Genomic DNA, 14129 nt, shown 5'->3' with positions numbered 1-14129 from the left:
ATTAGCCAGTTATCAAAATTCTGCCTAGACTGCGCCGGTATCCCGTCACCACAGGACTGACGATGTCGGCAACAAAACCCAGGCTGCGCTCCGCTCAATGGTTCGGCACGAACGACAAGAACGGCTTCATGTACCGGAGCTGGATGAAGAACCAGGGCATCCCCGATCACGAGTTCGACGGCCGGCCGATCATCGGCATCTGCAACACGTGGTCCGAACTGACGCCGTGCAACGCGCACTTCCGCAAGCTCGCCGAGCACGTGAAGCGGGGGATCTCCGAGGCGGGCGGCTTCCCGGTCGAGTTCCCGGTGTTCTCGAACGGCGAATCGAACCTGCGTCCGTCGGCAATGCTCACGCGCAACCTCGCGTCGATGGACGTCGAGGAAGCGATCCGCGGCAACCCGATCGACGCGGTCGTGCTGCTCGCCGGCTGCGACAAGACGACGCCCGCGCTGCTGATGGGCGCGGCGAGCTGCGACGTGCCGGCGATCGTCGTGTCGGGCGGCCCGATGCTGAACGGCAAGCTGGAAGGCAAGAACATCGGGTCGGGCACGGCCGTGTGGCAACTGCACGAAGCGCTGAAGGCCGGCGAGATCGACGTGCATCACTTCCTGTCGGCCGAAGCCGGGATGTCGCGCTCGGCCGGCACCTGCAACACGATGGGCACCGCATCGACGATGGCGTGCATGGCCGAGGCGCTCGGCGTCGCGCTGCCGCACAACGCGGCGATTCCGGCCGTCGATTCGCGCCGCTACGTGCTCGCGCACATGTCGGGCATCCGCATCGTCGAGATGGCGCTCGAAGGGCTCGTGCTCTCGAAGATCCTGACGCGCGCGGCATTCGAGAACGCGATCCGCGCGAATGCGGCGATCGGCGGCTCGACGAACGCGGTGATCCACCTGAAGGCGATCGCCGGCCGCATCGGCGTGCCGCTCGAACTGGAAGACTGGATGCGCATCGGCCGCGACACGCCGACGATCGTCGACCTGATGCCGTCGGGGCGTTTCCTGATGGAGGAGTTCTATTACGCGGGCGGGCTGCCGGCCGTGCTGCGCCGGCTCGGCGAAGGCGGGCTGCTGCCGCACCCGGACGCGCTGACGGTCAACGGCAAGTCGTTGTGGGACAACGTGCGCGAAGCGCCGAACTACGACGAGGAAGTGATCCGCCCGCTCGACCGGCCGCTGATCGCGGACGGCGGCATCTGCATCCTGCGCGGCAATCTCGCGCCGCGCGGCGCGGTGCTGAAGCCGTCGGCGGCGAGCCCCGAACTGCTCAAGCATCGCGGTCGCGCGGTGGTGTTCGAGAACCTCGACCACTACAAGGCGACGATCAACGACGAAGCGCTCGACATCGACGCGAGTTCGGTGATGGTGCTGAAGAACTGCGGGCCGCGCGGTTATCCGGGCATGGCCGAGGTCGGCAACATGGGGCTGCCGCCGAAGCTGCTGCGCCAGGGCGTGAAGGACATGGTGCGGATTTCCGACGCGCGGATGAGCGGCACCGCGTACGGCACGGTCGTGCTGCACGTCGCGCCGGAAGCCGCCGCCGGCGGGCCGCTCGCGGCCGTGCGCAACGGCGACTGGATCGAACTCGACTGCGAGGCCGGCACGCTGCATCTCGACATTACGGATGAAGAGCTGCAGCGCCGCCTGTCGGACGTCGATCCGACCGCGGCGCCGGGCGTGGCCGGCCAGCTCGGCAAGGGCGGCTACGCGCGGCTGTACATCGATCACGTGCTGCAGGCCGACGAGGGGTGCGACCTCGACTTCCTGGTCGGCACGCGCGGCGCGGACGTGCCGAGCCATTCGCATTGAGCGGCGGGCGGCGCGACATGCGCCACCGCCGGTTGCGGACCGTTCCGGTCCGCGCAACGTGAAACCGTGAACGCAAGACGGCCGGCCATTACCGAGGCCGGCGCAGGACGCGAAACATGACTTCGAGCAGCACGCCGCGCTATCGCGGCATCTTTCCCGTCGTCCCGACGACGTTTACCGATTCCGGCGAGCTCGACCTCGCGAGCCAGAAGCGCGCGGTCGATTTCATGATCGACGCGGGCTCGGACGGGCTGTGCATCCTCGCGAACTTCTCCGAGCAGTTCGCGATCACCGACGACGAACGCGACGTGCTGACGCGCACGATCCTCGAACACGTCGCCGGCCGCGTGCCGGTGATCGTCACGACGTCGCACTACAGCACGCAGGTGTGCGCGGCGCGCAGCCTGCGCGCGCAGCAGCTCGGCGCGGCGATGGTGATGGCGATGCCGCCGTATCACGGCGCGACGTTCCGCGTGCCGGAAGCGCAGATTTTCGAGTTCTACGCGCGCGTCTCCGACGCGATCGCGATCCCGATCATGATCCAGGACGCGCCCGCGAGCGGCACCGCGCTGTCCGCGCCGTTCCTGGCAAGGATGGCGCGCGAGATCGAGCAGGTCGCGTACTTCAAGATCGAGACGCCGGGCGCGGCGAACAAGCTGCGCGAGCTGATCCGGCTCGGCGGCGATGCGATCGAGGGGCCGTGGGACGGCGAGGAGGCGATCACGCTGCTCGCCGACCTGCATGCGGGCGCGACCGGTGCAATGACGGGCGGCGGCTTTCCTGACGGGATCCGGCCGATCCTCGAAGCATGGCGCGAAGGGCGGCACGACGATGCGTTCGCGCATTACCAGGCGTGGTTGCCGCTGATCAATCACGAGAACCGCCAGTCCGGGATCCTCACCGCGAAGGCGCTGATGTGCGCCGGCGGCGTGATCGCGTGCGAGCGGCCGCGGCATCCGATGCCGGAACTGCATCCAGACACGCGCGCGGAGCTGCTCGCGATCGCGCGCCGGCTCGATCCGCTCGTGCTGCGCTGGGCGCACTGAGCGATTCGCGAAGGAGACATGCACGATGAGTGATCCGATTTCGCTGGGTGTCGTCGGGATCGGCAAGATCGCGCGCGACCAGCATTTGCCGGCGATCGCCGCCGAACCGGGCTTTGTGCTGACCGCGTGCGCGAGCCGCCACGCGGAAGTCAGCGGCGTGCGCAACTATCAGGATCTGCGCGCGCTGCTGGCCGCCGAGCGCGAGCTCGACGCCGTGTCGCTGTGCGCGCCGCCGCAGGTGCGCTACGCACAGGCGCGCGCGGCGCTCGAAGCCGGCAAGCACGTGATGCTCGAGAAGCCGCCGGGCGCGACGCTCGGCGAAGTGGCGGTGCTGGACGCGCTCGCACGCGAACGCGGCCTCACGCTGTTCGCGACCTGGCATTCGCGCTGTGCGAGCGCGGTCGAGCCCGCGCGCGCGTGGCTCGCGACGCGCACGATCCGCGCGGTGCAGGTGCGCTGGAAGGAGGACGTGCGGCGCTGGCATCCGGGGCAGCAGTGGATCTGGGAGCCCGGCGGCCTCGGCGTGTTCGATCCGGGCATCAACGCGCTGTCGATCGTCACGCGGATCCTGCCGCGCGAGCTCGTGCTGCGCGAGGCGACGCTGTTCGTGCCGAGCGACGTGCAGACGCCGATCGCGGCCGATCTCGATTGCGCGGATACCGACGGCGTGCCGGTGCGCGCGGAATTCGACTGGCGGCACGGCCCTGTCGAGCAATGGGAGATCGCGGTGGACACGGCCGACGGCGTGCTCGCGATCAGCCGCGGCGGCGCGCAATTGTCGATCGCGGGCGAGCCGGTCGAGATCGGCCCCGAACGCGAGTATCCGGCGCTGTATGCGCATTTCCGTGCGTTGATCGCGCGCGGTGAGCGCGACGTCGACGTGCGGCCGCTGCGGCTCGTCGCCGACGCCTTCCTGTTCGGCCGGCGCGTGCAGACCGACGCGTTCGGCCGCTGAACGTGCGCGGACGCTTCGGCTCGACGCGCGCACGACGTATCAATTTCGGCACACATCACGGCACCAGCCGACATAAAGGAGACACCGCATGAACCGCACGACTCACACGATTCGCCGCCATACGTTGCGCGCGCTGCTGGCCGCGCTCTGCATCGCACCGCTCGGTATGCAGGGCGCCGCGCGCGCCGATGCGCCGCTAAAGATCGGCTTCCTCGTGAAGATGCCCGAGCAGGCATGGTTCATCAACGAGCAGAACGCGGCGTCCGCGCTCGGCCAGAAGGAGAATTTCTCGGTCGTGAAGATCGGCACGCCGGACGGCGAGAAGGTGCTGGCCGCGATCGACAACCTCGGTTCGCAGGGCGCGCAGGGCTTCGTGATCTGCGCGCCGGACGTGCGCCTCGGCCCGGCGATCGCCGCGCGCGCGAAGCGCTACAACATGAAGTTCGTGACGGTCGACGACCAGCTCGTCGATTCGACCGGCAAGCCGCTGACGAACGTGCCGCACCTCGGGATGTCGGCGACCAAGATCGGCAACCAGGTCGGCCAGGCGATCGCCGACGAGATGAAGCGGCGCGGCTGGAAGCCCGAGGAGGTCGGCGCGCTGCGGGTCACGAACTACGAGCTGCCGACCGCGAAGCTGCGCACCGACGGCGCGACGCAGGCGCTGCTCGCGAACGGCTTCCGCAAGGAGAACATCTTCGACGCGCCGCAGAAGACGACCGACGACGAAGGCGGCTTCAGCGCGGCCGCACCCGTGCTCGCGCGCCATCCGAACGTGAAGAAATGGGTGGTCTACGCGCTGAACGAGGAAACCGTGCTCGGCGCGGTGCGCGCGACCGAACAGCTGCACATCCCGGCGTCCGACGTGATCGGCGTCGGCATCAACGGCGCGGGCGAGGCGTTCGCCGAATTCCAGAAGAAGGAGCCGACCGGCTTCTACGGGACGATCGCGGTCAGCTCGACGAACCACGGCAAGGACAGCACGCAGAACCTCGTCGACTGGATCCGCAACGGCAAGATGCCGCCGGCCGACACGCAGACGAGCGGCAAGCTGATGACGCGCGCGAACTGGCAGGCCGTGCGCACCGAGCTCGGCATCTGAGCGCACGAGGCGAGAACGCGATGACGATGCAGACGATGACGGCCGTGTCCGGGCGCGACGCCGAAGCGGGAACGCCGAGGCCGGACAGCCCGCTGCTCGCGCTCGACGGCATCACGGTGACGTTCCCGGGCGTGCGTGCGCTCGACGCGGTGTCGCTGTCGGTGCGTGCGGGCGAAGTGCACGGGCTGATGGGCGAGAACGGCGCGGGGAAATCGACGCTGCTGAAAGTGCTGTCCGGCGTGAACCAGCCGCAGGCCGGCACGCTGATGCTGAACGGCGCCGTGCAGCGCTTCGCGTCGACGCGCGCGGCGCTCGAGGCCGGCATCGCGATCATCTACCAGGAGCTGCATCTGGTGCCCGAGCTGACAGTCGCGGAGAACCTGATGCTCGGGCAGCTGCCGAGCCGGCTCGGCGTGGTCGACGAGCGCACGCTCGCCGCGCGCGCGCTCGATGCGCTGGAGCGGCTCGGCGAGCACATCGATCCCGGCATCCCGGTGAAGTATCTGTCGATCGGTCAGCGCCAGATGATCGAGATCGGCAAGGCGCTGATGCGCGATGCACGCGTGATCGCGTTCGACGAGCCGACGAGTTCGCTGTCCGCGCGCGAAACCACGCAACTGTTCCGGATCATCCGCGCGCTGCGCGCGGAAGGCCGCGCGATCATCTACGTCACGCACCGGATGGAAGAGGTCTACGAACTGTGCGACCGCGTGACCGTGTTTCGCGACGGCCGCCGCATCGACACGTTCGATTCCGTCGCCGATCTCGACCGCGACCGGCTGATCGGCTGCATGGTCGGCCGCTCGATCGAGGACGTGTACGGCTATCGGCCGCGCACGGCCGGCGACGTGCTGATCGAGGCCAAGGGGCTCGCGGGGCCGGGCCTTGCGGAACCCGTGTCGTTTACCGCGCGGCGCGGCGAGATCGTCGGCTTCTTCGGGCTCGTCGGCGCGGGCCGTTCGGAGTTGATGAAGCTGCTGTACGGCGCGGTGCGCCCGAGCGCGGGGCATGTCGAGCTGAACGGGAAGCGCGTCGCGTTCGGCAGCCCGCGCGACGCGGTGCGCGCCGGCATCGCGCTGTGTCCGGAAGACCGCAAGCAGGAAGGCATCGTCGCGATCGCGTCGGTGGCCGACAACCTGAACATCAGCGCGCGCCGCCATTTCAGCCCGGCGCGCGTGCTGCTCGACGGACGGCGTGAACGCGAACTCGCGCAACGCTACATCGAGCGGCTGGCCATCAAGACCCGCGACGGCGATACGCCGATCGGCGCGCTGTCGGGCGGCAACCAGCAGAAGGTCGTGCTCGCGCGCTGGCTGGCCGAGCGCATCGACGTGTTCCTGATGGACGAGCCGACGCGCGGCATCGACGTCGGCGCACGCGCGGAAATCTACAACTTGTTCTACGAACTCGCGGAAGCGGGCCGCACGGTGATCCTCGTGTCGAGCGATCTGGCCGAGGTGATCGGCGTGTCGGACCGCATCATCGTGATGAAGGAAGGACGGATCGCGGGCGAGGTCACGAAGGAGCACGCGACGCCCGACGCGCTGATCAAGCTCGCACTGCCGCGCTAGCGGCGCGCTGCAACAACCGGAACGCATACGACATGAGCCAGGCCATGCAACCCCAACGCACTTCCCCGTCACCCGATGCCGCCGCCGTGCCTGCACGCGCGCGCGGCGGCGTGTGGCAGCTGATCAACCGCTCCGGCATCGTGATGGTGTTTCTCGTGCTGTTCGCGACGCTGTCGCTGACGGTGCCGGACTTCCTCACGCCGCGCAACATCCAGGGCCTGCTGCTGTCGGTCACGCTGATCGGCTCGATCGCGGTGACGATGATGTTCGTGCTCGCGCTCGGCGAAGTCGACCTGTCGGTCGCGTCGATCGTCGCGTTCGCGGGCGTCGTCGCATCGACGCTGATCACCGCGACGCACAGCGTCGTGCTCGGCATCGCGGCCGGCGTGCTCGCGGGCGGCGCGGTCGGCCTCGTGAACGGCGTGCTGATCGCGCGCTACCGGATCAATTCGCTGATCGTCACGCTCGCGATGATGGAAGTCGTGCGCGGGCTCGCGTTCATCACGTCGAACGGCGACGCGGTGATGATCTCCGAGGAGCGCTTCTTCGATCTCGGCGGCGGCTCGTTCCTCGGCATTTCGTATCCGATCTGGAGCAACATCGTCGGCTTCGTCGTGTTCGGCTTCCTGCTGCGCAAGACGGTGTTCGGCAAGAACGTGCTGGCCGTCGGCGGCAACGGCGAAGCCGCGCTGCTCGCGGGGCTGCCGGTGATGCGCATCAAGATCACGGTGTTCGTGCTGCAGGGGCTCGTGACGGGCTTCGCCGGCGTGATGCTCGCGTCGCGGATGAGCCTCGGCGACCCGAAGACGTCGGTCGGCCTCGAACTCGGCGTGATCTCCGCGTGCGTGCTCGGCGGCGTGTCGCTGACGGGCGGCGTCGCGACGATCTCCGGCGTGCTGGTGGGCGTGCTGATCATGGGCTCCGTGCAGGATGCGATGAGCCTGCTGAACGTGCCGACCTTTTACCAATATCTGATACGCGGCGGAATTCTGTTGCTCGCGGTGCTGTTCGACCAGTATCGTCGCAACCAGCGGCGCGCGATGAAGATCTGACTTCGACCACGCGCGGCCGCCTGCAAATACGACGAATATCGGGAGACGGCATGCAACAGACTCAACCGGCCGCGTCGGCGACGCTGCTGGCCGACACCCGCAACACGCTCGGCGAAGGCGCGACGTGGTGCGACAAGGCGCACGCGCTGTACTGGGTGGACATCGAAGGCGCGCAGCTGTGGCGCTGCCGTGCGGACGGCGCCGGCCTGACGTCGTGGGCGATGCCCGAGCGGCTCGCGTGCTTCGCGCTGACCGGCGATCCGGACGTGCTGCTCGTCGGGCTCGCCACGCATCTCGCGTTTTTCGACCTGCGCAGCGGCGCGTTCACGCGGATCGTCGACGTCGAGCCCGATTTGCCCACGCGGTTGAATGACGGGCGCTGTGACGGGGCGGGTGCATTCGTGTTCGGGATGAAGGATGAGGGCGGCGAGCCGCCGCGCGCGGTCGGCGGGTTTTATCGGCTCAATCCGGATCTCACGCTCGAACGGCTTGCGTTGCCGCCGGCCGCGATCGCGAACAGCATCGCGTTTTCGCCGGACGGCTCGAAGATGTATTTCTGCGATTCGCTGGTGCGCGAGATTTTCGTGTGCGACTACCGCGCGGGCGGCGACGTCGCGAACGTGCGGCCGTTCGCGCGGCTGACGGACGTCGACGGCGACCCGGACGGCTCGACGACCGATCGCGACGGCGGCCTGTGGAACGCGCAGTGGGGCGGCCGGCGGGTCGTGCGCTACGGGCCGGACGGTGTCGAGACCGAACGCGTCGCCGTGCCGACCGCGCAGCCGAGCTGCGTGGCGCTCGACGGCGACGGCCGGCTGTACGTGACGAGCGCGCGTGTCGGGCTGAGCGACGCCGCGCTGGCGAGCGATGCCGAGGCCGGCGGCGTGTTCGTGACCCGGACGCGCCATGCGGGGCTGCCGACCGCGCGCTTTGCGGGCCGCTCCACGCCCTGAATACGGCGGCGCGGCGGCGTACCACCCACCGACTGCCGCGCTGCGTTCACCGCGATCGTCGCGCTTCCGGTTCCTCACATCCCCGCATCGACGCGTGATGCCTGTTCCGCGTCGAGCCCCAGCAACGCCACCGCGTTGTCCTTCAGGATCAGCGGATGCACGTCGGGCCGGAAGCCGGCGCCCTGGAAATCCTCCAGCCAGCGATCCGGCCGGATCAGCGGAAAATCCGATGCGAACAGGACCTTGTGCCGCAGCAGCGTGTTCGCATGCTTGACCAGCTCCGGCGAGAAATACTTCGGCGACCATCCCGACAGATCGATGTAGACGTTCGGCTTGTGCAGCGCGATCGACAGCGCCTGCTCCTGCCACGGCCACGATGGATGCGCGATCACGATCTTCATGTCGGGGAAATCCGCGGCGACATCGTCGAGGTGAATCGGTTCGGAATACTTGAGGCGCAGCCCGCCGCCGCCGCGCATGCCCGATCCCATGCCTGAATGGCCGCTGTGAAACACGGCCGGCAACCCGTATTCGGCGATGACTTCATAGATCGGATAGGCGATCGGGTCGTTCGGATAGCACCCTTGCATTGTCGGGTGGAACTTGAAGCCCTTCACGCCGTGTTCGTCGATCAGGCGACGCGCCTCGCGCGCGCCGAAGCGGCCCTTGTGCGGATCGATGCTCGCGAACGCGATCATGATGTCGCTGTTCTCCTGCGCAAAACCGGCGATCTCCTCGTTCGGAATGCGGCGCCGGCCAATGTTCGTCTCGCAGTCGACGGTGAACATCACGAAGCCGATGCGGCGCTCGCGGTAATACGCGATCGTTTCCGGAATCGTCGGCCGGCGGCCCTGCTTCAGCACCGTGCCGAAGTACTTGTCGGCCGCGTCGTCGAATGCCTTCGCGAACAGGTCGGGCGGCTGGCAGCACGACACTTCGGCATGCACGTGCGTGTCGATTGCAATCAGGTTCCGGATATCCAAGCGTGTCTCCTCATGTCGTGAGCCGTCGCCGCAGCGACGTGTTTTCCAGGCGTTTGCGCCCGATTAGGGGTTTCTCCCGAGCCGTTTCCATTCTACTTTACATATCAGGCTACCTGATAGTAAATTGGCGACGAGTCGCGTAGGGCGGCACTGTCATTGGAGAACGAAGATGAGTTACGAAGGTCGCTGGAACACCGTGAAAGTCGCGGTCGAGGGCGGGATCGCATGGGTGACGCTGAACCGTCCGGAGAAGCGCAACGCGATGAGCCCGACGCTGAATTCGGAGATGATCGACGTGCTGGAAACGATCGAGCTCGATCCGGAAGCGCAGGTGCTCGTGCTGTCCGGCGAAGGCGACGCGTGGACGGCGGGGATGGACCTGAAGGAGTACTTCCGGGAAATCGACGCGGGCCCGGAAATCCTGCAGGAAAAGATCCGCCGCGACGCGAGCCGCTGGCAGTGGCAATTGCTGCGCATGTACGCGAAGCCGACCATCGCGATGGTCAACGGCTGGTGCTTCGGCGGCGGCTTCTCGCCGCTCGTCGCGTGCGATCTCGCGATCGCGGCCGACGAAGCCGTGTTCGGCCTGTCGGAGATCAACTGGGGCATCCCGCCGGGCAACCTCGTCAGCAAGGCGATGGCGGACACGGTCGGCCATCGCCAGGCGCTGTACTACATCATGACCGGCGATACTTTCACCGGGCAGCAGGCCGCGCAGATGGGGCTCGTCAACAAGAGCGTGCCGCGCGCGCAACTGCGCGACGAAGTGCTTGCGCTGGCCGCGAAGCTGCTCGACAAGAACCCGGTCGTGATCCGCAACGCGAAGCATGGCTTCAAGCGCTGCCGCGAGCTGACGTGGGAGCAGAACGAGGACTACCTGTACGCGAAGCTCGACCAGGCGAACCATCGCGATCCGGAAGGCGGCCGCGAGCAGGGGCTCAAGCAGTTCCTCGACGACAAGAGCATCAAGCCGGGCCTGCAGGCGTACAAGCGCTGACGCGCGAAGCGGCACGCAAACGGACTGAGGGGAGACAGCGAAATGCATGAAGTGAGTTTGTTGATCGATGGCGTGTCGCGCGGCGCGTCGGACGGCGCCACGTTCGACCGGATCGATCCGGCGACGGGGCAGGTGGCCTCGCGCGCCGCGGCGGCGACGCTCGCCGATGCGGATGCCGCCGTCGCGGCGGCGGCGCGCGCGTTCCCGGCGTGGGCCGCGCTCGGGCCGACCGAGCGTCGCCGGCGGCTGCTGGCGGCGGCCGACCGGATGGACGCACGCGCCGGCGAATTCATCGAGACCGGCCGGGCCGAAACCGGCGCGATGGCGAACTGGTACGGCTTCAACGTCATGCTCGCGGCGAACATGCTGCGCGAGGCCGCCGCGATGACGACGCAGATCGACGGCGCGGTGATTCCGTCCGACGTGCCCGGCAGCATCGCGATGGCCGTGCGCCAGCCGTGCGGCGTCGTGCTCGGGATCGCACCGTGGAACGCGCCGGTAATCCTCGCGACCCGCGCGCTCGCGATGCCGCTCGCCTGCGGCAACACGGTCGTGCTGAAGGCGTCGGAAGGCTGCCCCGGCGTGCACCGGCTGATCGGCAGCGTGCTGCACGAAGCGGGGCTCGGCGACGGCGTCGTCAACGTGATCACGCACGCGCCGCAGGACGCGCCCGCGATCGTCGAGCGGTTGATCGCGAACCCGGCCGTGCGGCGCGTGAACTTCACCGGATCGACGCGCGTCGGCCGGATCGTCGCGACGCTCGCCGCGCAGCATCTGAAACCGGCGCTGCTCGAACTCGGCGGCAAGGCGCCGGTGCTCGTGCTCGACGACGCGGATCTCGATGCCGCGGTCGACGCGGTCGCATTCGGCGCGTTCTTCAACCAGGGGCAGATCTGCATGTCGACCGAGCGCGTGATCGTCGACCGCAAGGTCGCGGACGCGTTCGTCGACAAGCTCGTCGCGAAGGCGCGTACGCTGAAGGCCGGCAACCCGGCCGCGCCGGGCGTCGTGCTCGGCACGCTCGAAAGCGCGGCGGCCGCGCAGCGCATCGCCGCGCTGGTCGCCGATGCGCGCACGCACGGCGCGGCGTTGCCGCTCGGCTGCGAAGTCGACGGCGCGGTGATGCAGCCGACGATCGTCGACGGCGTGACGCGCGACATGAAGCTCTACGCAGACGAATCGTTCGGGCCGGTCGTGACCGTGCAGCGCGTCGACGGCGACGACGCAGCGCTCGCCGCCGCGAACGACAGCGAATACGGATTGTCGGCGGCGGTGTTCAGCCGCGACATCGCGCGCGCGATGCAGGTCGCGAAACGGATCGAGTCGGGCATCTGCCACGTCAACGGCCCGACCGTGCACGACGAGGCGCAGATGCCGTTCGGCGGCGTGAAGGCGAGCGGTTACGGCCGGTTCGGCAGCAAGGCGTCGATTGCCGAATTCACCGACCTGCGCTGGATCACCGTGCAGACCGGGCCCCGCCACTACCCGATCTGAGCGGGCCGCCGCCTCGCGGCAAACACGACGACAACGACACAACGCAGTGTCCGCCGGCGCGGCCCAACGCGCCGGCGGAACCGACTGGAGACAAACCTTGGATGCGGATCCGACTCCCCTGCGCGGCACGGCCGCCGTGCAGCCCGACCTCGCCGGTTACCGTCCCGTCGCGATCGGCGCGGCGCCGCCCGAGATCGCGCAGCGCGACGGCTGCTGGACCCTGCGCGCCTCGACCGCGCTCGGCGCGTATCCGCGCCGCCTGACCGACCGGCTCGTCAGCGGCGCGCAAGCGCACCCGGACCGCTGGCTCGTCGCGCAACGCGGCGCCGACGGCGCATGGGTCGGCATCAGCTATGCGCAAATGCTCGAACGGGCGCGTGCGATCGGCCAGGCGCTGCTCGATCGCGGGTTGTCGGCCGAGCGTCCGGTCGCGATCCTGTCCGGCAACGATCTCGAACATCTGCAGATCGCATTCGGCGCGATGTGGGCCGGCATTCCGTACGCACCGCTGTCGCCCGCGTATTCGCTCGTCTCGAGCGATTACGGCAAGCTCCGCCATGCGCTGGCGCTGCTGACGCCGGGCCTGGTGTTTGCCGCCGACGGCGGCGCGTTTCGCGCGGCGCTCGATGCGACGGTGCCGGACGACGTCGAGCGCGTGGTCGTGTCGGCGCCGGACGGGATGCGCGGCGTCACGCGCTTCGCGGCGCTGCTCGACACGGCGCCGCACGGCGTGGACGCGGCGCACGACGCGATCACCGGCGACACGATCGCGAAATTCCTGTTCACGTCCGGATCGACGCGCATGCCGAAGGCCGTGCCGACCACCCACCGGATGCTGTGCAGCAACCAGCAGATGCTGCTCGAAACGTTTCCGCAATTCGGCATCGAGCCGCCGGTGCTCGTCGACTGGCTGCCGTGGAACCATACGTTCGGCGGCAGCCACAACGTCGGCATCGCGCTGTACAACGGCGGCACGCTATACGTCGACGACGGCAGGCCGGTGGCGGGCAAGTTCGACGAGACGCTGCGCAACCTGCGCGAGATCGCGCCGACGGTGTATTTCAACGTGCCGAAAGGCTGGGAGGAACTGGCCGCCGCGCTCGAAACCGATGCCGCGCTGCGCGCGACCTTCTTCTCGCGCGTGAAGATGTATTTCTTCGCGGGCGCGGGGCTGTCGCAGGCCGCCTGGGACCGGCTCGAACGCGTGACGCTCGCGCACTGCGGCGAGCGCATCCGGATCATGGCGGGTCTCGGGATGACCGAAGCCGCGCCGTCCTGCATGTTCACCACGGGGCCGATGTCGGGCGCCGGCTACATCGGGCTGCCCGCGCCCGGCTGCGATGCGAAGCTGGTGCCGGTCGACGGCAAGCTCGAAGCGCGTTTTCGCGGGCCGAACGTGATGGCCGGCTACTGGCGCGCGAGCGGCGACGACGCGCGGGAAGTCTTCGACGACGAAGGCTATTACCGCAGCGGCGACGCGGTGCGTTTCGTCGACGCGCAGCGCCCGGAGATCGGGCTGATGTTCGACGGCCGCATCGCCGAGGATTTCAAGCTGTCGTCGGGCACCTTCGTGAGCGTGGGGCCGATGCGCGCGCGGATCGTGTCGAACGGCGCGCCGTATGTGCAGGACGCGGTCGTGACCGGGATGAACCGGGACGACGTCGGCGTGATGATCTTCCCGCGTGTGGACGAGTGCCGCCGTCTCGCCGGCGCGGGGCCGGACGCCGACGTGCGTACCGTGCTGCAGGCGCCGCGCGTACGGGCGTTCTTTGCCGACCTGCTGGCGCGGCTGAACCGCGAGGCAACCGGCAGCGCGACGTTCATCGCGCGGCTGTGCCTGCTCGACACGCCGCCTTCGCTCGATCTCGGCGAGGTGACCGACAAGGGTTCGATCAACCAGCGCGCGGTGCTCGCGCAGCGCGCGGCGCTCGTCGACGCGATGCATGCGGCCGACGCCGCCGACGCGGGCGTGCTCGTCGCCGGCCCGCGCGGCGCGTGACGCGTGACGCTCGCGAGCTGAACGGCCGGGCAGCCGATTTCGCGCGTTGAAGCGCGACAGGCCGTTCGTCATCGGCGAACGGCCCGGCGCGCTGGCGTTGCGGCGAACGAATTTGCCAGGCAGACGGCGCGTCTCACGCGTTGCACGTGCCCCGAAGGCGGTC

11 protein-coding genes are annotated in these 14129 nt (G+C 68.7%); 10 read left to right on the top strand and 1 reads right to left on the bottom strand.

The window, feature by feature from the left end:
• Positions 1-62 precede the first annotated feature (62 nt).
• The 7 genes from U5798_RS09235 to U5798_RS09205 all read left to right on the top strand — a co-directional run bounded on the left by U5798_RS09235 (position 63) and on the right by U5798_RS09205 (position 8493).
• Entirely contained in the window at positions 63-1814 is a 1752-nt protein-coding gene (locus U5798_RS09235) for an IlvD/Edd family dehydratase (protein ID WP_124450757.1), read from the top strand.
• Between the two features lie 116 nt (positions 1815-1930).
• The gene (locus U5798_RS09230; protein WP_124450759.1) at positions 1931-2860 is read left to right on the top strand and encodes a dihydrodipicolinate synthase family protein; all 930 of its coding nucleotides are present in this window, start codon (positions 1931-1933) and stop codon (positions 2858-2860) included.
• Between the two features lie 25 nt (positions 2861-2885).
• Positions 2886-3815: a Gfo/Idh/MocA family protein gene (locus U5798_RS09225; RefSeq protein ID WP_124450761.1), complete on the top strand. Its 930-nt coding sequence runs from the start codon at positions 2886-2888 to the stop codon at positions 3813-3815.
• A gap of 88 nt (positions 3816-3903) precedes the next feature.
• On the top strand, positions 3904-4917 hold the full coding sequence (locus U5798_RS09220; protein ID WP_124450763.1) for an arabinose ABC transporter substrate-binding protein: 1014 nt from the start codon (positions 3904-3906) through the stop codon (positions 4915-4917).
• A 20-nt stretch (positions 4918-4937) separates the two neighbouring features.
• Entirely contained in the window at positions 4938-6488 is a 1551-nt protein-coding gene (araG, locus tag U5798_RS09215; RefSeq protein ID WP_322081857.1) for an L-arabinose ABC transporter ATP-binding protein AraG, read from the top strand.
• A gap of 32 nt (positions 6489-6520) precedes the next feature.
• On the top strand, positions 6521-7540 hold the full coding sequence (gene araH / locus U5798_RS09210) for an L-arabinose ABC transporter permease AraH (protein ID WP_124450767.1): 1020 nt from the start codon (positions 6521-6523) through the stop codon (positions 7538-7540).
• Between the two features lie 50 nt (positions 7541-7590).
• Positions 7591-8493 carry an SMP-30/gluconolactonase/LRE family protein gene (locus U5798_RS09205; RefSeq protein WP_322081856.1) on the top strand — a complete coding sequence of 301 codons (903 nt, stop codon included), beginning with the start codon at positions 7591-7593 and terminating at the stop codon, positions 8491-8493.
• 74 nt (positions 8494-8567) lie between these two features.
• On the opposite strand, the gene U5798_RS09200 is transcribed toward U5798_RS09205, so the two are convergent.
• Entirely contained in the window at positions 8568-9476 is a 909-nt protein-coding gene (locus tag U5798_RS09200; protein WP_322081855.1) for an amidohydrolase family protein, read from the bottom strand.
• A gap of 169 nt (positions 9477-9645) precedes the next feature.
• Between U5798_RS09200 and U5798_RS09195 the strand changes: the two genes are divergently transcribed.
• The 3 genes from U5798_RS09195 (at position 9646) to U5798_RS09185 (ending at position 13966) form a co-directional block, all read left to right on the top strand.
• Entirely contained in the window at positions 9646-10473 is an 828-nt protein-coding gene (locus tag U5798_RS09195; protein ID WP_124450773.1) for a p-hydroxycinnamoyl CoA hydratase/lyase, read from the top strand.
• A 42-nt stretch (positions 10474-10515) separates the two neighbouring features.
• Positions 10516-11967, top strand: a complete 1452-nt coding sequence (locus U5798_RS09190; protein WP_322081854.1) for an aldehyde dehydrogenase — start codon at positions 10516-10518, stop codon at positions 11965-11967.
• Positions 11968-12064: 97 nt separating this feature from the next.
• Complete coding sequence (locus tag U5798_RS09185; protein WP_322081853.1) at positions 12065-13966, top strand: feruloyl-CoA synthase; 1902 nt, start codon at positions 12065-12067, stop codon at positions 13964-13966.
• The last annotated feature ends 163 nt before the right edge of the window (positions 13967-14129 follow it).

Origin of the sequence: Burkholderia sp. BCC1972 (assembly GCF_905339605.1) — a bacterium.
Classification (GTDB): domain Bacteria; phylum Pseudomonadota; class Gammaproteobacteria; order Burkholderiales; family Burkholderiaceae; genus Burkholderia.
The sequence above is the reverse complement of the archived record's forward strand: the minus strand, read 5'-3'. Positions and strand labels throughout refer to the sequence as shown.